Source organism: Flavobacterium flavigenum (assembly GCF_027111255.2).
Taxonomy (GTDB): domain Bacteria; phylum Bacteroidota; class Bacteroidia; order Flavobacteriales; family Flavobacteriaceae; genus Flavobacterium; species Flavobacterium flavigenum.
Genome location: NZ_CP114285.2, coordinates 2,196,647 through 2,218,129, shown reverse-complemented (window position 1 = coordinate 2,218,129; position 21,483 = coordinate 2,196,647). Strand labels below are relative to the sequence as shown.

The window sequence follows — 21,483 nt, the reverse complement described above, 5'->3', positions numbered from 1 at the left end:
ATACTTTTTTTTATGGATATAAAGCAAAAATGGGAATTTTAATGTTCAGGGATCTTAATAATAGAATATTGAAATAATAATGGAAGAGTTTAAGAAAAGAATCTTACTTATTGGTCCGATTGGGGACTTTGGAGGAAGAGAACTCGAAAGTGGTTTCATTGCTTCCGTCTTATGCCAAAATAATGACGTATCAATTTGTACAACAGGTAAGTTAACCCCAAAATCTCAAGTTTTTGAATTTAATAAAAACCAAAAAGTATTTTCTTTAAAAGATTTAGTTTATAAAAAATTTAAATCACTCAGGGTTTTAGCATTTATAAGTTATTTAAAGAATAAAAAAAAGGAAAATCAAAGCTATTATGTTAATAATTTGTGGGCTAAAAAATATTTTGATTATGATAAAAAAATCAAGTGCATACTAACTGAAATAATTGAGGATTATGATTTAATTTTTATCAATGCTCAATTATCATCTAACTATGTAAAATATATTATAGAAAAAAGTAAAAAGTTAAACAAAAAGCTTGTTTTTAGAACTACAGGAACGATACAAAAGGATCAAAATTTTAGTTTTTTAAATCATGTAGATTTATTTATTCATCATTCAGAAAATAACGCAAACAAATTAGAAATAGACAAGCATAATTACACAATTATTGACCAATGTGCTTTTAATGAAGATAAACTGTTGAAGATTTCTTTAATGGATTCAAAAGTTAATTATTTTTTAGTTATAGGAAGATTAGAGAAGGAAAAAAATATTGAAAATGTTATACAATCTTTTTTAAATGTAAAATCTACAGGAGATATTCTGTATATTGTTGGTGAAGGTGCTGAGTTGAATAATTTGATTGCAATTGCAAATAAAGATAGTTCAATTATTTTTTCAGGGTTTATTCCTAATAATAATCTTCAGGAATATTTCGCAAAGGTCGATTGTGTTATTATTTCATCGACAGAAGAATCTGGACCATTAACAGGAATTGAGTCAATGGCTGCTGGAAGGTTATTGATATCAACAAAAGTTGGAGCCATGCCTGAAAGATTAAATGGTATTTCAGTTTTATGGTTCGATAATTCTGTAAAGAGTTTATCTCAACAAATGCTAAAAATCAAAAAATTAAATAATCAAGAAACATTTGATATATCAAATAAAATCAGAAATAGATATTTGCAAGAATATTCAAAAGATATAATTGCTCTAAAATATCAACATGCAATAAATAAATTATTCAATGCGAATAGGGTATAATCCACATAAGGACAAAAAGCAATTACAATCTGATTATTTCCATCAGGTAATCATTCCAGTTTATATTCCAGACTATAACGGGTATTTTAAGGATAGTTTTGCTATTTTAAAATTATGTCTCACTTCTTTATCTAAAACATCTCATAATAAAACTTTTATAACAATTGTAAATAATGGAAGTTCTGAGGAAGTCACGAATTATTTAAATGAGTTATTTTTAAATAAGCAAATTCATGAAGTTATCACTACTACAAACATTGGTAAACTAAATGCAGTTTTAAAAGGTATTATTGGACATAATTTCCCTCTTGTTACAATTGCAGATTCAGATGTTATGTTTTTAAATGGCTGGCAAAAATCGACTTATGCTATCTTTGAAAACTTTCCTAGAGCCGGTGCTGTTTGTCCCACACCCTCGTCGCGCTCCCTAAGAACTTATACAGCCAATATTTATTGGGATATGTTTTTTTCAAAAAAACTCCTGTTCTCAAATGTCAGCAATCATAAAGGATTAAAGATGTTTGCAGAAAGTGTTGGTAACCCGGATTTCTATAACAAAATTCAATTGCAAAAGTATTTAACAATTGTAAGCAAAAATCAAAAAGCAGTTATCGGGGCCGGACATTTTGCGGCAACGTACAGAGGTGATATTTTTGAAAGTGTAAAAATTAAATATTCAAATTATAAACTTGGAGGCAATAGTGAAAATCAAATTTTAGATGTACCAGTCATAAAAAAAGGTTTTTGGCGTTTATCAACAGCAGAAAATTATGCCTATCATATGGGGAATATTCTTGAGGACTGGATGCATGCTGAAAGTAACAAAATTGTTACTCAAGAAGAAATAGATGAAGTTATCCTTAAAGGCAAACCAAATAATTCGGAGCTTTTGTATTTTATAAAAAACAGATTATTTGCAAAAGTTATTTTAAATAAGAAGATAATGCGTTATTTTATTATTTGGAAAGGATTGTCTAAAGCAGAAGCTAACGAGTATCTTTTTTAATTTTTAAACCTTATAAGTAAATATATTTCGTATGACATTTAAACTCTCAATAGTTACTATAAATTACAACAATTTGATTGGATTAAAAAAAACAATAGAAAGTGTTGTTAATCAGTCTTATCGAGAATTTGAATTTGTTGTCATTGATGGTGGAAGTGAAGATGGTAGTAAAGAAATTATTGAAGTTCATCAAAGCAAAATAAATTATTGGGTTAGTGAGAAAGATAAAGGTATTTATCAAGCGATGAATAAAGGTATAAGAGCTTCATCTGGAGAATATATATTGTTTTTAAATAGTGGAGATGTTTTACTGGATGATACAGAAACTCTTAATAAGGTTGTGTTGAATTTAAAGCAGAAAGGATTATATTATGCTCCTATATTTTTATCACAAAATGGCATAATCAAAAATAGGGCAGATTATCCGGAGAATATCAATGAAAAATTTGCTTTTACCAACACAATATGCCAACAAGCTATAATTTATCATGCATCTCTTTTTTGCGATAATTTTTTTGATGAAAAATTAAAATATATTTCTGACTGGAAAATGCATTTTTCTCTTTTTAAAAGAAAAACTAAATTTATTCATTTAAGCACTCCTTTTGCGATTTATGATTTAGAAGGATTAACAAGTAAAGGAGATACAAAATATACTTCTCATAAGGAGAGATTAAAAACACAATTCTTAGACTTTTTTTTACATTTTTTAAAATATTATGGCACAAACAGAAGGGTATTTATTAGACTACTAAAAATATTTATTAAAGTTGACTAAAATTCTAATTTTTTGCAACTAACAAAACTATATATCTTTTAATGATAACCATTTTATATGCATACCGCAATAGAGACTCCAATCGCATCAAGCGTTCACTGGATTCATTAGTTTGGCAGACCAAACAAAATTTTAATGTCATTTTTGTTGATTATGGCTCTAAAAAAGAAATCGCTTCAGAGATAAAAGAACTTGTTGATGATTATTCTTTTTGTAATTATCATTATTTGTTTACACAGTTTCAGCCATGGAATAAGAGTAAAGCTTTTAATTATGTTTTAAAAAATCTTGATTCTGATTATTGTTTTACAGCTGATGTAGATATGGTGTTTCATCCTGAATTTACATCAGTTTTAGAAGAAAAATGTAAGCCTACCAAGGCAACTTATTTTCAGGTTGGTTATATGTCTGATGATGAAAATAAAAAAGAGGTTACTAATTATGATAATTATACGGTTAAATTTTTAAGCACTAGCGATTCTACCGGAATGACCCTTTTCCCGGTTGAAAGGTTAAAAAGTATTCACGGTTTTGATGAATTTTTTCATTTTTGGGGTGCTGAAGACACAGAAATACATAGCAGGATTAAAAAGACAGGATGCGAACTGGAATTCTATAATCAGAAAGTATTGATGTTGCATCAATGGCATAAAAATTACAGAAGCAGAGAAACGGTAGAGTTAAATACAGAATTGCAATTGTCCCGAATTGTAGAAATAAATCATCGTCATCTGGTACATAATTCTGAAAATGAAATCGTGGATGTAAATTCAGAAGGCTGGGGAGAAATAATTTCAGACTCAGAATTTAATGAATTAGAAGAGTGTGGAACTGTTTTGATTTTAAATAACAAAGTAGAAGTAATTGAGCATTTTTTATTTGTTGAACTGCCACGATTTAAAGGAGGTATTTTATCAGTTTGCTTTATTGAAGATGATTTTAAAACATCTTTAAAATACAAATTCAAAAAGAAATTGGGCAAAAAAGTACCAAAATATTATAGCTTAAAAGAAATAAATGATAAGCTACTTTTACATATTATTTCTTTTTATCATCAATTTCCTTATACATATAAGGTTAGTAATGACTTGAAAAGTATAAGTTTTAAAATCAAAAAAACAGTTAGGGTATAATTTTATAAAACGAGATGGCACAAGTAATTTTAGTATCGCAATTCCCACTTCCCTATTCTAAAACAGGAAGCTGGACAACAATGTATTATAATTATCTGAGCAATAATCATCAAATAAATTATATAATTTGCCAAAAGCCCGAGCATGTACTGAATACTGTTAAATATCAATTTGTTTCTGAAAATATAATTGATAAACTAAAAAGAAAATTTTTTAAAAAACCATATTTAGGATATTTAAAAGCGCTAAATCAGGTGATTGAAAAGGATAAGAAATATATTATCCAGATTGTTGATAATTTCGGAATAATAAAGCCTTTACAAAAATTTTTGATTCAAAATGGTTTGAGAGAAAATTGTCAGATTCAATTTTTTTATCATGGTTTTCCACCCTATTTAGCCAATTTTCATGGCAGATGGTTTTTCGAAAGTATTGACGAAATGATTTTACTGACGCATGACAGTTATAAAGTACATAAGCATACTTATACCATACTGCCTTGTAAATTTTCGGTATTGCATAATGGAATCGATACAAATAAATTTCATAAAGTTTCCTATGAAGAAAAGTTAAATTTTAAAAATCAATTAGATTTAAAAGATAAAAAAGTTTTTATTTGGTGTTCCAAAGATCATCCTAAAAAGGGATTGGATTTTATATTGGAAGTCTGGAAAAAAATCTATCTGCAAAACAAAAAAGCAGCCTTGTTAGTCGTTGGAGCTACGCGAAATTATCAAACAGAAGGAGTTCGTTTTTTAGGGAAAATTCCAAATGATGAACTTCCAAAATATTATCAAATAGCAGATTGTTATTTGTTTCCAACACTTTGTCATGAAGGTTTTGGTATGAGTTTAATAGAAGCACTGCATTCAGGTTGTTATTGCATTGCTTCATCAATAGGAGGAGTTCCGGAAGTTTTGCAATATGGAAAGTTAGGCAGGTTAATAGAAAATCCGCATTTTCAGCAGGAATGGGAAGAGGCTATTTTAGAATTCCTGAATCAGAAAGAAATAAAAGAGGTGTTAATTTCAGATAATTTGTATTCAACTCAAAGCTGGAATTCAGGTATGAATGAAATTATTGAAAATGCTAAAAACAGATTGAAATAAATGAAAACCATCGCTATTATTCCGGCTCGAGGAGGCTCAAAAAGATTACCTCAAAAAAATATAAAATTACTTGGAGGAATTCCCTTGATTGCTCATAGTATTTTATATGCTCAGGCAAATAGTGATGTAATTGATGATATTTACGTATCGACTGATGATGATGAAATAAAAAAAGCTGCATTGCAGTTTGGGGCAAAAGTGGTAAATCGACCAAAATCATTATCGGGAGATTTTGAACCTACAGTTTCGGCTGTTAAAGATGTATTGCAACAGCTAGACGAGGTAATAGAAAATGTTATTCTTTTACAACCTACAAATCCTTTAAGACCCGAAAGTTTGTTAAAAAAATCATTTCAATATTATCAGGAAAAGAAACAGGACAGTTTATTTACAGTTACAAAAAGTCATCAAAAATTCGGGAAAATTGCTAATGAAAAATTCATCCCTTTTAATTATGAAATTGGGCAGCGCAGTCAGGATTTAGATCCTATTTTTTATGAAAACGGATTACTTTATATTAGTAAGTCTAAATTAATTTTCGAAGATAAAATTATCTCTGAAGATGCTTTTCCGTTTCTGGTAGACTCTATTTTAGCCAATGTTGACATCGATACTCAGGAAGATTTTGATTATGCAGAATATTTATATAACAAATATATACTAATATAATTCATAACCTATTTTATGAACCCATACATACAAATTGCAGGAAGAAAAATTGGTGCGGATTTTCCGCCTTTAGTTATTGCCGAAATCGGAATTAATCACGAAGGTTCTTTACAGGTAGCTAAAGAAATGGTTGATGCAGCAAAACGTGCAGGTGTCGAAGTTGTCAAACATCAAACCCACATTGTAGCAGACGAAATGAGCGGCGCTGCAAAAAAAGTTATTCCGGGCAATGCCGATGTTTCTATTTATGAAATCATGGAACGTTGTTCGCTAAATGAAGCAGATGAATTAGAACTTAAAAACTATGTAGAAGATCAAGGGATGATTTTTATTTCTACGCCGTTTTCACGTGCAGCTGCAGATCGTTTAAAAAAGTTTAATATACCTGCTTATAAAATTGGCTCTGGGGAATGCAATAATTATCCATTGTTAGAACATATTGCTTCTTTTGGGAAGCCTGTTATTCTGAGCACCGGAATGAATACAATTGAAAGTATTCAGAAAGCAGTTGCTATTTTTGATGAACATAATATTCCTGTTGCTTTATTGCATACAACAAACTTATATCCAACACCTATTCATTTGGTCCGTTTTGGTGCCATGATAGAGATGCATGAGGCTTTTCCGGATAAAGTATTTGGCTTATCTGATCACACTTTAAATAATAATGCTTGTTTGGGTGCGGTAGCTCTCGGCGCAAGCATATTAGAAAGGCATTTTACGGATCATATGCAGCGAACAGGTCCAGACATTATATGCAGTATGGATGAAAAAGCCTGTCAGGAATTAATTGTTTCAAGTTCAGAAATAGCTTTGATGCGTGGCGGAACTAAAAAACCAGCTGTAGAAGAACAAGTTACAATTGATTTTGCATTTGCAACTGTATGTGCCATAAAACCAATTAAAAAAGGCGAAAAATTATCAAAAGAAAATATTTGGGTGAAACGACCGGGAACAGGTAAAATCCTGGCGGAACATTTTAATGATTTGATTGATAAAATTGCTGTGCGGGATATTGATAATGATGAGCAATTAGATTTTTCTGATTTTCAATAATATTTCAGGGCTTATGATATCGATAGTTATTAGAAATAAAAATGAAGCAAAAGCGCTTGAAAACGTTTTATCTATCCTTACAAAAGTTTATCCTGATGACTATTCAGAGATAATACTTGTTGATAACTATTCAACAGATGATAGTGTAAGTATCGCTGAAAAATATAAATGTAAAGTAGTTTATATAAAAGACTTCAGCTATGGTGGAGCAACTAATGTTGGTATTGAAACTGCCAAATCTGATTACGTTTTGTTACTGAGTTCACATGCAATTCCGATTGGAAAATGTTTTTTTAAAAATACATTGTATGCTTTAGAGAACAGGGAAAATGTTGCAGGGATTAGATATATAAATAGCATTGAAAATTATAAAAGAGCGATTGAAAATGATTTTAAAGTAATTGAGCCTTTAAAATATGGTTTAATGACTGGCTGTGCTTTAGTGAACAGAGATGTTTGGATGCAATTCAAATTTGACGAAAAATTGCCATTTAGTGAAGACAAAGAATGGTCTGAAAGAGTGGTTAATAATGGTTTTGAAATTTTAGATTTAAATGAAACTTTTTTTTATTTTATAAAAAGGAGTCAAAAATCAAATATCTTAAGGTATAAAAATGAAACAATTTCGGAGTATTTATTACACAAAAAAAAACACCAAAGTGTCGTTGTAATTGTAGCAAATTTTTTCAAGAAAATTATTTTCATAAACACAAAAAATTATTTCAAGACAGTAATCCATGATATTTTAATTTTAAAAACTAGAATGGACATTTATAGAGAGTTAAAAAAATAAATGTTTTTAAATTAATGAACAAACTTCTATTTATTACGGGTACGATTAGTAATGTTCATCCTCCATCTACTGAAAACAGTCGATGGAGAAATATGCTAAGACATTTTTCGATTGTTTATTGAATGATATCTATAATTATATAGTTATTTTTCTAAACAATGATTTAGCAAGTCAGTTGATTACTGATGTATACAAAAAATAAAGTATAAAGTATAATGTAAGGTTGACTTTCGCATCACTTCCATTTGACTATTTTTAACATTATTTAAAGTAAGTCAGTTTATTATAGGGAACAGCAGCTCACCCATCGTAAAGCTCCTTATTTGGAATTAACATTATTAATATCCGGTCTCGCCAGCCAAATAGGTTTATTCGTGCGGATATTATTGATGTTAATTATTATAGAAAAAATATATCAAAAGCTTTAAGACTATTGTTTACATAAAGTCCAACAAACGAATGCTGATTTTATAAAAGTGGTAGAGCGGAATTATTTTTGAAATACCTTAAAAAGAAGAGTTTTGGAATCAAAAGGAATTTAAAAATTTAAAATGATAATAAAAATTGAACGTTACTTCAATTATCCTGATTTAAAAAGACAAACGCCTGATAATTCTATGAAATGGGACAGTTTACTTTTTACAGAAGATGCTATTGATGAGTGCGATTATCTGGTTATTTTAGATTATCCAAGGAAAGTTTTTCTATTAAAGTCAATAGAGATAATATTATACATATCTGTTTGGAACCACCTAATGAGGTTTCTAAATACAGACAATATGCAAATAAAAATGTAAAACTGATAATTAATCAATTCGAGATAAAAAAAAATAACATCTTATCGCACGGGGCATTACCCTGGCATGTTAATAAAAGTTTTGATTTTTTAAAAGAGTTAAAACCAGAAGATTTAACAAAAGAGGATAATATAGTTTGGATTACAAGTAATCAAAGATCCTCGAAAGGACATAACAAAAGAATGGATTTTTTGGACAACATTAAAAATCTTCCGTTTGTAAACCTTTACGGTAGAGGAATAAATCCAATAGATGATAAATGGGAGGTTTTAAGCAAGGTTAAATATGCAATTGCTTATGAAAATTTTCAAAATGATTATTATTGGACAGAAAAAATTGCAGATTGTTTTTTAAGTTATACAATGCCTTTGTATTTTGGGTGTAATAAGGTAGAAGAATTTTTTTCAAAAAATTCTTTTATTCAAATTGATCCGGCAGACAAACATATAGATTTGTTTTTAAAGGAGATAGTAATGTCTAATAAATGGGAAGAAAATTTGCATGCTATTACAGAAGCAAGAGAGCTAATACTAAATAAATATCAGTTATTTCCATTTTTATCAGATATAATAAAAGCACTCGAATTACAAAAAAAAGATAATTCAGCAGCACAAAATGATATAATTCACTTTAAAGGAGGGAATGAATATTTTGATAATTATCCGATTAGCGTAATGATAGAAAAGAATATTGCAAAATTTAAAAGGAAATATAACTTATAAAGGAATGAAAAAAATCCTTTTTCTAACTGGAACCCGCGCCGATTTTGGAAAAATAAAATCATTGATTCAAATCCTGGAAGCAGAAAATGAATTTGAAGTCTTTGTTTTTGTAACAGGTATGCATCTACAGAAAATTTATGGCTATACCCTTATAGAAATAGAACGCTGTAATTTTAAAAATGTATTCACATTCGAGAATCATACACATGAAACTACGATGGATTTAACTCTTGCCAAAACTATTGAAGGTTTGTCAGGCTATTGCAAAAACATTAAGCCGGATATGATTGTGGTTCACGGTGATCGTGTAGAAACGCTTGCTGGGGCAATTGTTGGTTCATTAAATAATATCTTGGTGGCACATATAGAGGGGGGCGAAATTTCAGGAACAGTTGATGAGTTAATTCGACATAGTGTAAGTAAATTAAGCCACATACATTTTGTATCAAATAAAGAAGCTGAAAAAAGGCTGATTCAAATGGGAGAATTAGAAGAATCTATATTTACTATTGGATCTCCGGATATTGATATCATGTTTTCCCAGCAATTACCGGAATTGAGTGTCGTAAAAGAATATTATGAAATTCCATTCAAGGAATTTGCGATTGTAATGTTTCATCCTGTAACTACTGAATACCTATCGATGCAGCAATATGCGAAAACATTTGTTGATTGTTTATTGAATGATAACCATAATTATGTAGTTATTTTTCCAAACAATGATTTAGGAAGTCAGTTCCTTCTTGATGCCTACGAAAAGTTAAACCATAATGTGAGGTTCAGAATTTTTCCTTCAATTCGATTTGAATACTTTTTAACATTATTGAAAAATAGTCAGTTCATTATAGGCAACAGTAGTGCAGGAATTAGGGAGGCTCCTTATTATGGAGTTCCAATTATTAATATCGGCACCCGTCAACAAAATAGAGCTGTTCATGCAGATATTATTAATGTTGATTATTCTGAAAAAAATATAAATCATGCACTATCAATAATTGATCGTCACAGAATACAACATTCTGATGATGATTTTGGACAAGGAAATAGTGCTGAATTATTTCTTAAATGTCTTCAAAAATCAGATATTTGGAAACTCAATCACCAAAAACAATTTAAAGACAGTTAATGCCAAACAAAAATATTTTTATTTTATTACCTGACGGAATCGGACTTCGGAATTTTGCTTTTTCTAATTTTTATAAAATAGGTTTAGAGAAAAATTTTGACATAACCTATTGGAATAATACTCCCTTTGATTTAGAGACATTGGGTTTTAATGAAATTAAAATCAAAAAGGCAAAACTAAATCCTTTAACCGATAGTTATAAAAATGCCCGTAAACATATTGAACTTAATTTAAATATTAAAAAAGAAAACGATCCGGTTTATAATGCATACCGATTCCCATTTTCATATACTAAATGGAAATCATCCTTAAAAAACTTATTTTCTAGATTTTTAATTACTTTTTATTCCACAGATAAAGGATTAGAAAAAGTTCGAAAAAAAATTCAAAAATTAGAAAGCAGTACCTCTTATTTCAAGGAGTGTCTGGAAACACTTCAAAATCAAAAACCAGATTTTGTTTTTTGCACCAATCAGCGTCCGGTTTTAGCAATCGCTCCCTTATTGGCAGCAAAAAAATTAAATATACCAACGGCAACATTCATCTTTTCCTGGGATAATTTGCCAAAAGCAACTATGGTAGTCGAAACTGATTTTTATTTTGTATGGAGTGAACATATGAAAAAAGAATTACTTCATTATTATCCTTACATAAGCGAAAAACAAATAATTATAACAGGTACGCCGCAATTTGAAAATCATTTTGACAGCAATCTGCGTATGTCAAAAGAGCAATTTTATAAAGAACATCAACTTGATTTAAATAAAAAATACATTTGCTATTCTGGTGACGATATAACAACTTGTCCGGATGACCCGCAATACCTGAGTGATGCAGCAGAAGCTGTAAGAAAGTTGAATGTAAAAGGAAATTCCCTGGGGATACTTTTGAGACGCTGTCCGGTGGATTTTTCGAATCGGTTTGATTCCGTATTAGGCAAATACCAGGACATTATAACACCTATTACGCCCTTATGGGAAAAAATAGGTGAGGGATGGAATACAGTTTTACCAACTAAAGCAGATATGGTTTTGCAGACCAATACGATACAACATACCGAAATGGTTATAAATTTAGGTTCTTCGATGGTCTTTGATTATGCTGCTTATAAAAAGCCATGCGCTTTTATTAATTACGATGTAAAGGTTAAAGTAGATAAGAATTGGTCTGTTTCAAAAATATACAAATACATTCATTTTCGTTCGATGCCCAATAAAAATGCGGTGATTTGGTTAGATTCTGCAAATACAATTGCTGATCAGATTGAGTTTGGTTTACAACATCCGCAGCATAGTATTGAGGATGCACAGTCATGGTTCGAAAAAATTAACAGACACCCTCCAGAAGAATCTTCAAAACGAATTTGGGAAGGAATTATGAACATAATTTCTTGTAAATAGCCTTTCTTTGCACTTTGAATTAGAATAAAATATTCCACTTAATTTATGTTTTTCAATTCCATAGCGTTTGCTGTTTTTTTACCAATTGTTTTTTTTCTTTATTGGTTCGTTTTCAATAAAACAAAAAGCACCCAAAACGCTGTATTAATAATTGCCAGTTATTATTTTTATTCTTGTTGGGATTGGAGATTCCTTTTTTTATTGGTGTTTTCTACTTTTTTAGATTATTATACCGGAATTCAAATTGAAAAAGGGAAATCAGAAAGAGGCCGAAAATTTTGGTTTTGGCTAAGTATTTTTGTCAATTTGGGATTTTTAGGAATATTCAAATACTATAATTTTTTTGCGGCTTCATTTTCAGACTTATTAAATACTGCAGGGCTAAAATCGAGTCCAATTTTATTAAATGTAATTCTGCCAGTTGGAATTTCATTTTATACTTTTCATGGACTGTCGTATGTAATTGATATTTATTATAAACGAATCAAAGCCGAATATAATTTTGTAGATTATTCATTGTTTGTAAGCTATTTTCCGCTTCTTGTAGCCGGTCCAATCGAAAGAGCAACTCATTTACTGCCTCAGGTAAAAATAAAACGGGAATTTAATTTTGAAAAAGCCAAAGAAGGTATTTGCCAAATTATCTGGGGTTTAGTTAAAAAAGTAGTCATTGCAGATACTTGTGCGACTTATGCTAATGCAATTTTTGATCATTATACTTCGATGAACTCTTTTTCCCTTATGTTAGGGGCAGTTTATTTTGCATTTCAAATTTATGGTGATTTTTCAGGTTACTCAGATATTGCATTAGGGACTTCAAAATTGTTTGGTTTAGATTTATTGAGAAATTTCAATTATCCTTATTTTTCAAGAGATATAGCGGAGTTTTGGCGTCGCTGGCACATTTCACTTTCATCCTGGTTTCGCGATTATTTGTACATTCCGTTAGGAGGAAGCAAAGGTGGACTCTGGATGAAAATCAGAAATACTTTTATCATTTTTGTAGTTAGCGGTTTTTGGCACGGAGCCAATTGGACATACATAGCATGGGGATTTATTAATGCAGTTTACTTTTTGCCTTTGCTTTTGCGTAATAGTAACCGAAACAATATGGATGCAATAGAACTTTCGTGGAATTTTAATTCCGTAAAGACAATAATTAATATTCTTTTCACATTTCTACTTACTTGTATTGCCTGGATATTTTTTAGAGCTAAAACCATAACTGATGCTGTTTTGTATATAAAAGGAATTTTTACTAATAAAGATTTTGGCTTTCAGTATTTAGACAACGAGCGTTATAATTACGAACTGCTTCTTTTGATTGGATTATTTGTTTTGGTGGAATGGAACAGCCGAACTAAAATTGAGCCTCTTTCAGGTAAAAAAAGTATGTTGAAATTAACTTTGGCAATTATGGCAATTATGGCTTTTGGCACTTTTTCAGATTACAAAGAATTTATATATTTTCAGTTTTAATGAAGCATTTTCTAATTTATACGATCAAAATTTTTGTTGTAGTTCTGCTAGCTGCTATAGCTTTAGACGGATTATACACTTATATTTTCCTGCAATCTGCAAACAGAGGAAAAATTGAGACTGTTTTTAATTCTGAAAAACAAAATTATGATGTTGTAATTTTAGGTTCATCCAGGGCGAATAATCATTTTGTTTCAAAAATGTTTGAAGAAAAGGAGTTAAAAACATTTAATTACGGAATGAGTGGTGGGCATTTGTTTGAAGCGTCATTGTTGTTGAAATTAATGATTGAAAGAAAATATACTATTAAAAATGTGATTTTAGAGGCTGATTTGAATCTTTCCAATGATCATCAGGCCGAAGGAATAGCAGCATTATTCCTTCCATACATTCATAATTCCCAAATTATAAAAAAGCATTTTCAATCGAACGAAAATTTTAATGAGTTGTATTATATTCCTTTTTACAGGTATATAAAATTTGATGCAAAAATCGGATTTAGGGAAACTTTTTTTACAGCAATACACAAAAAAACAAATGCTTTAGATAATTTAGGTTATTACCCATTAGAAAAACACAAAAATGGTAATATGAAAAATAATATTGTGAACCTAAAACCTTTAAAACACAATAAATATTACGAAGAAATAAAAAGTATTTGCAAAGAAAACAATATTAATTTTATTCCTGTGATGACACCAATGTGTGAAAATGTTACAGGTATGAATTATTTTGATAAAGTAAAAAAAGCTTACCCTGAAATTCATAATTATGAGAATGTGGTTGTAGAAGATAAATATTTCTCTTCTTGTGGACATATGACTGATAGTGGCGCCAGATTATTTACTGCCACTATTTTAAAAGATTTCTTTAATAAATAAGAATGAAAATAGCCTTTTTAACTCCGGAATACCCACACTCCAAAACAGGAAACTCAGGAGGAATTGGTACAAGTATTAAAAATTTAGCAATTGGACTTTTAGCTAAAGGAGTTTCTGTAAGGATATTAGTGTATGGGCAAAAACAAGATGTTACGTTTGATGATGACGGAGTTCTTATTCAGCAAATAAAAAATATAAGATTTAAAGGTTTATCATGGTTTTTAACCCGAAAAAAAATTGAAAAGATAATTAATGAACTTCATTCAGAAAAGGAAATTGATTTAGTTGAAGCACCCGACTGGACAGGGATTACTTCATTTATTAAGCCAAAATCATGTCCTGTAATTATAAGGTTACACGGGTCAGATACCTATTTTTGTCATTTGGATAATCGCCCGGTAAAATGGATTAATAAGTTTCATGAAAAAAGAGCATTAGAAAATGCAGATGGATTTCTGTCTGTAAGCAGGTTTACGGCCGATACAACAAATATGATTTTTGGGCTGGATAAGAAATTTACAATTATTCCCAATTCTATCGATGTTAATTTATTTCAGATTCATAATGAAATTTACAGACAACAGAAAACTATATTATATTTTGGAAGTCTAATTAGAAAAAAAGGACTTTTAGAATTGCCCTTGATTTTCAATAAAATAGTTGAAAATGACTCTGATACTAAATTGATGTTAATTGGTAAAGATGTACCCGATATTATTTCAGGAAATCCTTCAACCTGGAAAATGATGCAGAAATTATTTTCAGAAAAAGCACTCCAAAATGTTAACTATTTAGGAAGTGTTCCGTATATTGAAATAAAAGATAAAATTCAACAGGCAACGGTTTGTGTTTTCCCTTCATTTGCTGAAGCTTTTCCGGTGTCATGGTTAGAAGCAATGGCAATGAAAAAACCAATTGTAGCTTCAAATATTGGTTGGGCAAAAGAAATGATTGATGAGGGTAAAAATGGTTTCTTAGTCCATCCAGCCAATCATAAAGTTTTTGCACAAAAAATTATTGATTTTATGAAGGATGAAGTTTTGTCTGTTAAATTAGCTCAGGCTGCGAGGGATAAAGCAGAAAAATATTTTGATATAAATGTAATAGCTAGTCAGAATATAGAATTTTATGAAAAAATAATCAGTCAAAAAAACAAATATAAATGATAATTGTTTATCATGAAAACAATAAAGTAATTGAAATTACTAATGCCAATGAAAATTTGCCTGTTTCAGGTAAAAATATAGCAGCAACTTTGTTTGAAATTGCAAGTGCTTTCCCTGACGAGTTGGTAATTTGGTGTCGTTTTGATTTAAAATCTAATTTGAATTTTTCCGAATTTGAGACCATTTTTCATCATCAAAAAATAATGGCTTCATACAACCCTTTCCAAAATTCGTTTTTATCAGATGCTATTGGTTATGTTGAAGAATCTGTTTTTGTAAATATCAATAAAAAAGTTACTTATCCAACATGGCAGATGAGTAGTTCTGTTGGAGGCATTCATGCCTCAGTTTTAGTAGCTTTGAAGCAGAAAATCAGAGTTTCATATAGTTTAGATTATTTCCTGTATTCTTTGGCAAAACTCGCAATGCCACATGGCCTTTTTTGTTATTCTGAGCCAGAATTATTAAAAGAAATTTCTAATAATCAAACCAAAATTCATAAAAACAGCAATTTTGTGTTATTTAGGTTTGTAAGCCAGCATTATAAAATTCGCTGGTCATTTTTATTGTTGTTGAATTTGTTTTTATATGAAAGGAAAATTGCTTTTTTGCCTTTCGTTTTTTCTTTGTTTTATTTTCGGAGGAAGTTAAAAAACAGATTGCTGGATAATATTGAAGTTCAGTCAACTAAAATTGTAGTTGAGTTAGAAACTATAGATGTGATTATACCAACAATAGGAAGGAAAGAGTATTTGTATGATGTTTTAAAAGATCTATCACAGCAAACCCATCTTCCTAAAAATGTTATTATTGTTGAACAGAATCCAAATTTTAATAGTTTTTCAGAACTGGATTATCTTAAAAATGAAGTATGGAATTTTGAAATAAAGCATATTTTTACACATCAGGCCGGTGCATGCAATGCAAGAAACCTGGCTTTGGCTGAAGTAAAAAGCGAATGGGTTTTTATGGCCGATGATGATATAAGAATAAATAAAGATTTTTTAAAGAATGTATTTTTAAAAATTAAACAATTAGGAATCGATGCAGTAACATTGGCATGTTATGGAGAAGGACATTCTTCTGATAAAAAACATGAAATGCAAATGCAATGGGGCTCATTTGGTTCTGGCTGTAGTATTGTGAAAAATCAATTTTTAAAAAGCACAAAATATGATAAAAGATTTGAATTTGGATTTGGAGAAGATTCTGATTTTGGAATGCAATTAAGAAATTTGGGAATTGATATTTTGTATGTACCAAACCCGGAAATTATTCATTTAAAAGCACCAATTGGCGGATTTAGAACCAAATTGGTTTTGGAATGGCAAAAAGATGTTATTCAGCCTAAACCATCACCAACAGTCATGTTGTATAAAATATTACACTTAAATAAAAAGCAAATTCAGGGTTATAAAACTATTTTGTTTTTAAAGTTTTATAAAAAACAATCAATAAAAAATCCAATTAGATATTTCTCTAAATTAAAACAGCAATGGGATAGAAGTGTATTTTGGGCGAATCAATTAAGAAATCAACAATGAAATTTTCGCTAATTATTTGTACCTATATGAGACCGGAACCTTTACTGAAATTATTGCAGTCAGTGAAGGAACAGACTTTATACCCTGATGAAATTTTAATCGTTGATGGCTCTCTAAACAATCATACTGAAAGTATTCTTATTCAAAATCAATTTGAGAATCTAAAATATTTTTTAATTGAAGAAGTAGACAGAGGTCTTACCAAACAAAGAAATTTTGGAATTAATAATGTAAGTGAAAAAACTGAAATTGTTTGTTTTCTGGACGATGATACAGTTTTAGAAGCTGATTATTTCAAGAATTTATTGAGTACATACAAATTCTTCCCTGAAGCATTAGGGGTTGGAGGGTATATTTGTAATGAAATAAAGTGGGAGAAAGTAGGTCTTAATTATATACCTAAAATAGACGAATTTTATTTTGATGGATGGAAACGTAAAGATGGAAGTCGTTTTGTTTTAAGAAAAAAACTGAATTTAGATAGTGATCAGCCACCTGGTTTTTCTTCTTCATTCTCTCATGGCAGAAGTGTTGGATTTTTACCGCCCACAGGTAAAGTATATGAAGTAGAACAATTAATGGGAGGTGTTTCCTCTTTTAGAAAAACTGTTTTTGAAAAGTTTTCATTTTCAACTTATTTTGAGGGTTATGGTTTATATGAAGATGCAGATTTTACTTTGAGAGTTGCTAAAACAGGAAAATTGTATTTAAATACCGGTGCCCGATTGTCTCATTTTCATGAACCGTCCGGTAGACCTAATCAGTATAAATACGGAAAAATGGTTGTTAGAAATGGATGGTATGTGTGGAGGATCAAAAATCCGGATCCGATTTTTAAAGATCGGCTAAAATGGAATGCTATAACTATTTTGCTGACCCTCATCCGGTTTAATAATGCCATAAACGGAAAAAATAAAAAAGAAGCTTTTACAGAAGCAATTGGCAGAACTGTTGGATGGTGTAGTTTGCATTTTAATAAGCCTAAGTAATTGATTTGAAAAATAATTTAGTTCAAAACTGATGAAATTTACAATTATCACTCATGTCAATCATATCAAAAAGAATGACCAGTATTTTGGTTATGCCCCATATGTGCGTGAAATGAATGTCTGGTCAAAAAATATTGATGAATTAATTATTGTTGCCCCTATTATTAAGACTAATAATACGGAAATTGATAGTTCTTACGATCAGAGGAATATTAAGTTTTTGAAGATTGAAAATATTAATTTATTAGGGTTTAAATCTATTTGTAATGCTATTATAAAAACACCAAAAATATGCTGGCAAATTTTCAAAGGTATGAAAGAAGCTGATCATGTTCATTTGCGTTGTCCGGGCAATATTGGTTTATTGGGATGTTTTGTCCAGATTTTATTTCCAGATAAACCCAAAACTGCAAAATATGCAGGTAACTGGGATCCAAAATCAAAACAGCCGTGGAGTTATCGCCTGCAAAAATGGATATTAAATAATACATTTTTAACTCGGAATATGCAGGTTTTGGTTTATGGTGAATGGCAAGGAAGTTCCAGGAATATAAAACCTTTTTTTACTGCTACCTACTCAGAACAAGATAAAAGGTCAATAAAAATATTGGACTTAAAAGAAAAAATACATTTTGTTTTTGTGGGAACATTGTCTTCGGGTAAAAATCCTTTGTATGCAATACAATTAGTTGAAGCATTATTTAGAAATGGAAATAATGTGATTTTGGAGTTGTATGGAGAGGGAACAGAACGAAAAATAGTAGAAGATTATATTACATCTAATGGATTAGAAAAAATTATTGTATTACATGGGAATAAAAATCAGCAAACTGTAAAGATGGGGTATCAAAACAGTCATTTTGTTATTTTGCCTTCAAAAAGCGAAGGCTGGCCAAAAGCTATTGCCGAAGGAATGTTCTGGGGTTGTGTTCCGATTTCGACCAAAATTTCCTGTGTTCCTTTTATGCTGGATTATGGAAATAGAGGAATTTTTCTACAAATGGAGCTTAATAAAGATGTATCGAAAATTGAGGATATCATTAATAATGAAGGTGATTTTATAATTAAAAGCAAGCTGGCAAGCCAGTGGTCACAGCGATACACTCTTGAGGTTTTCGAAGACGAGATTAAAAAACTTATAGTAAAATGAGAATCATTCAAATAATAGATTCACTTGATGCTGGCGGAGCTGAGCGTATGGCTGTAAATTATGCAAACGTTTTAGCAGATGAAATTCAGTTTTCAGGCTTAGTTTCTACCCGAAAAGAGGGTATTCTAAAGGAGGAAATTAATCCGAATGTATCTTATTTATTTTTAAAGAAACAACAACGACTTGATTTTAAAGCACTTTTTCGACTACGATCTTTTGTTGTGAAAAATAAAGTTTCTTATATTCATGCTCACAGCACTTCCTTTTTCTTAGCTTTTTTATTAAAAATAACGCTGCCTTCTGTTAAGTTGATTTGGCATCTTCATTATGGAGGTATTGAGTTTATGCATACAAGAAAATTATTTGTGTTAAGACTAGTTCTCCCTTTTTTTAATAGTATTATAGCGGTAAATCAAAAGTTAAAGGAGTGGACTGAAAAAGAAATGCATGCTAAAAATGTTATTTATTTGCCGAATTTTCCTTTAAATACAAATCAGGTTTCTGGAAATACTATTTTGAAAGGGATTCAGGGAAAAAGGATTGTATCTTTGGCAAACCTTAGGGAGGATAAGGATCATTTCTTATTATTGGAAGTGGCAAAAAAAGTCAGAGCCTCTCATCAGCAATGGACATTCCATTTAGTAGGCAAAGATTTTGAAGATGACTATTCGAAAAAAATAAAGAAAAGAATTTCTAAGTATAATTTAGAAAATCATGTTTTTGTATACGGTTCAAGGCAAGACATATCGGCAATTTTAGCACAAGCTGATATTACTGTTTTAACATCAAAATCTGAAGGCCTCCCTGTGGCACTTTTAGAATATGGATTGTATAAAAAAGCTGTTGTTGTAACCCGGGTTGGAGAAGTACCGATGATTATTCAACATGGAAAAAATGGTTTTATAGTGGATTCAAATCAACCGGATTTATTTTATCAATCTTTAGAAGAATTGATTTTAAGTGAAATTTTGAGAACTAATTTTGGAAATATGCTTTATGATGTAATTCAGGCTGATTATACTGCAGAAAATGTAATGAAAAAATATTTAAAATGGCTGAAATCTAGTTAAAATGAAAAAAGAAGATTTATCTTATGTTTATTTATTGCTAATTCATGCCCTTATTGGCACATTATTATACATTTTACCCATTATTTCGACAGTGCTAACTGTTTTACTGTTTGCGTTTGGATTTTATTATATTACAAAAAATAGAAACGGAAATAATGAAGTACTCATTATGTCGGCATATGTAGTGAGTATTGAGGTGCTTTTGAGAATGACGGGGGGAGGGATCTTTAATGAATTTGGTAAATATACCATCATAATCTATATGTTTTTAGGAATGATTTATTCGGGATTTTCAAGAAATAGTGCGCTATATTGGTTCTTTTTACTATTATTGATTCCGTCCATTATTCTGTCATTTCTTACGCTTAGTTTTGAAACGAATATCCGAAAAGCTATAGCTTTTAACATATCAGGCCCGGTTTGCTTAGGGATTTCTGCAATCTACTGTTACAAGCGGGAAATAACATTTGATCGATTAAAGGGAGTAATTACCGCATTTTGCCTGCCTCTGATTTCTATAGTGATTTACTTATTTTTATATACTCCAAGTGTTAAGGATGTGGTTACAGGAACGCAATCTAATTTTGAAACCTCGGGGGGATTTGGACCCAATCAGGTTTCTACTATTTTGGGTTTGGGTATTTTTGTTTTTTTTGTACAACTACTACTAAACTCTAAAAGTAAATTACTCCAAATAATAAATGCCTGCTTTGTTTTAATTTTTGCTTTTCGTGGAATTGTTACTTTTTCCAGAGGAGGAATAATAACGGCAGTGGTGATGGTTTTTTTGCTATTAATAGTATTATTTTTTCAGGCTAATTCTAATACAAAATCTAAAATAGGATTAATAGTTATATTTTCATTTTTGGCAGGAATTGGAGTTTGGGGGTACAGTTCTTTGCAAACCAGTGGTTTAATTAACAAACGTTATGCTAATCAGGATGCTTTAGGAAGAGAAAAGAAAAGTCAATTAAGCGGCAGGGAAATGCTTATCGAATCTGAACTGAAAATGTTTTTGGAAAATCCTGTTTTAGGAGTTGGAGTTGGAAAAAACAAAGAAATTAGGGCAAAAGAAACCGGAATTGTTGCAGCATCTCATAATGAAATTACCAGAATGCTGGCAGAGCATGGTTCACTTGGTCTGCTTGGATTATTAATTTTATTTTTCACACCTCTAATTTTATTTTTAAATAACCGTCAAAATATATTAATATTACCTTTTTTGGCTTTTTGGCTGTTAACTATTAATCATGCGGCTATGCGACTTGCAGCCCCGGCTTTTGTGTATGCGTTGTCACTTCTTTTAGTTCAGGTTAAAATTCCTGAAAAAGCAGAAAATTCAGGCGATTAAATTTTATTTTTT

At 30.2% G+C, this 21,483-nt stretch carries 19 protein-coding genes; all 19 read left to right on the top strand.

Annotation, left to right across the window (positions count from 1 at the left end):
• Positions 1 to 79 precede the first annotated feature (79 nt).
• Positions 80 to 1,252, top strand: coding sequence for a glycosyltransferase family 4 protein (locus tag OZP09_RS08925; RefSeq protein ID WP_281310630.1), 1,173 nt, complete (start codon positions 80 to 82; stop codon positions 1,250 to 1,252).
• Positions 1,236 to 2,258 (top strand): glycosyltransferase family A protein, encoded by a 1,023-nt coding sequence (locus tag OZP09_RS08920; RefSeq protein WP_281310629.1) that lies wholly within the window; start codon positions 1,236 to 1,238, stop codon positions 2,256 to 2,258. Before OZP09_RS08925 ends, OZP09_RS08920 begins: the two co-directional genes overlap by 17 nt.
• Positions 2,259 to 2,289: 31 nt before the next feature.
• Positions 2,290 to 3,036 (top strand): glycosyltransferase family 2 protein, encoded by a 747-nt coding sequence (locus OZP09_RS08915; protein ID WP_281310628.1) that lies wholly within the window; start codon positions 2,290 to 2,292, stop codon positions 3,034 to 3,036.
• Between the two features lie 41 nt (positions 3,037 to 3,077).
• Positions 3,078 to 4,169: a glycosyltransferase family 2 protein gene (locus OZP09_RS08910; RefSeq protein ID WP_269237474.1), complete on the top strand. Its 1,092-nt coding sequence runs from the start codon at positions 3,078 to 3,080 to the stop codon at positions 4,167 to 4,169.
• A 14-nt stretch (positions 4,170 to 4,183) separates the two neighbouring features.
• Complete coding sequence (locus OZP09_RS08905) at positions 4,184 to 5,278, top strand: glycosyltransferase family 4 protein (RefSeq protein WP_269237473.1); 1,095 nt, start codon at positions 4,184 to 4,186, stop codon at positions 5,276 to 5,278.
• On the top strand, positions 5,279 to 5,947 hold the full coding sequence (locus tag OZP09_RS08900; RefSeq protein WP_269237472.1) for an acylneuraminate cytidylyltransferase family protein: 669 nt from the start codon (positions 5,279 to 5,281) through the stop codon (positions 5,945 to 5,947).
• A 15-nt stretch (positions 5,948 to 5,962) separates the two neighbouring features.
• On the top strand, positions 5,963 to 7,003 hold the full coding sequence (locus OZP09_RS08895) for an N-acetylneuraminate synthase family protein (RefSeq protein ID WP_269237471.1): 1,041 nt from the start codon (positions 5,963 to 5,965) through the stop codon (positions 7,001 to 7,003).
• A gap of 13 nt (positions 7,004 to 7,016) precedes the next feature.
• Positions 7,017 to 7,796 carry a glycosyltransferase family 2 protein gene (locus tag OZP09_RS08890; RefSeq protein ID WP_281310627.1) on the top strand — a complete coding sequence of 260 codons (780 nt, stop codon included), beginning with the start codon at positions 7,017 to 7,019 and terminating at the stop codon, positions 7,794 to 7,796.
• Between the two features lie 661 nt (positions 7,797 to 8,457).
• Positions 8,458 to 9,315, top strand: coding sequence for a glycosyltransferase family 10 domain-containing protein (locus tag OZP09_RS08885; protein ID WP_281310626.1), 858 nt, complete (start codon positions 8,458 to 8,460; stop codon positions 9,313 to 9,315).
• 4 nt (positions 9,316 to 9,319) lie between these two features.
• A complete protein-coding gene (neuC, locus tag OZP09_RS08880; protein WP_269237469.1) occupies positions 9,320 to 10,441 on the top strand; it encodes a UDP-N-acetylglucosamine 2-epimerase in 1,122 nt (373 codons plus the stop codon).
• Positions 10,441 to 11,841 (top strand): glycosyltransferase family protein, encoded by a 1,401-nt coding sequence (locus tag OZP09_RS08875; RefSeq protein ID WP_269237468.1) that lies wholly within the window; start codon positions 10,441 to 10,443, stop codon positions 11,839 to 11,841. The genes neuC and OZP09_RS08875 overlap by 1 nt, the downstream gene beginning before the upstream one ends.
• Positions 11,842 to 11,886: 45 nt before the next feature.
• On the top strand, positions 11,887 to 13,320 hold the full coding sequence (locus tag OZP09_RS08870; RefSeq protein WP_281310625.1) for an MBOAT family O-acyltransferase: 1,434 nt from the start codon (positions 11,887 to 11,889) through the stop codon (positions 13,318 to 13,320).
• Entirely contained in the window at positions 13,320 to 14,201 is an 882-nt protein-coding gene (locus OZP09_RS08865) for a hypothetical protein (RefSeq protein ID WP_269237467.1), read from the top strand. The genes OZP09_RS08870 and OZP09_RS08865 overlap by 1 nt, the downstream gene beginning before the upstream one ends.
• A 2-nt stretch (positions 14,202 to 14,203) precedes the next feature.
• Entirely contained in the window at positions 14,204 to 15,367 is a 1,164-nt protein-coding gene (locus OZP09_RS08860; protein WP_281310624.1) for a glycosyltransferase family 4 protein, read from the top strand.
• A complete protein-coding gene (locus OZP09_RS08855) occupies positions 15,364 to 16,911 on the top strand; it encodes a glycosyltransferase family 2 protein (protein ID WP_281310623.1) in 1,548 nt (515 codons plus the stop codon). Before OZP09_RS08860 ends, OZP09_RS08855 begins: the two co-directional genes overlap by 4 nt.
• A complete protein-coding gene (locus OZP09_RS08850; RefSeq protein WP_269237462.1) occupies positions 16,908 to 17,900 on the top strand; it encodes a glycosyltransferase family 2 protein in 993 nt (330 codons plus the stop codon). The genes OZP09_RS08855 and OZP09_RS08850 overlap by 4 nt, the downstream gene beginning before the upstream one ends.
• Positions 17,901 to 17,931: 31 nt before the next feature.
• Positions 17,932 to 19,050 carry a glycosyltransferase gene (locus OZP09_RS08845; RefSeq protein WP_281310622.1) on the top strand — a complete coding sequence of 373 codons (1,119 nt, stop codon included), beginning with the start codon at positions 17,932 to 17,934 and terminating at the stop codon, positions 19,048 to 19,050.
• Complete coding sequence (locus tag OZP09_RS08840; RefSeq protein WP_269237461.1) at positions 19,047 to 20,120, top strand: glycosyltransferase; 1,074 nt, start codon at positions 19,047 to 19,049, stop codon at positions 20,118 to 20,120. The genes OZP09_RS08845 and OZP09_RS08840 overlap by 4 nt, the downstream gene beginning before the upstream one ends.
• 1 nt (position 20,121) lies before the next feature.
• The gene (locus OZP09_RS08835) at positions 20,122 to 21,471 is read left to right on the top strand and encodes an O-antigen ligase family protein (RefSeq protein WP_281310621.1); all 1,350 of its coding nucleotides are present in this window, start codon (positions 20,122 to 20,124) and stop codon (positions 21,469 to 21,471) included.
• Positions 21,472 to 21,483: the final 12 nt, after the last annotated feature.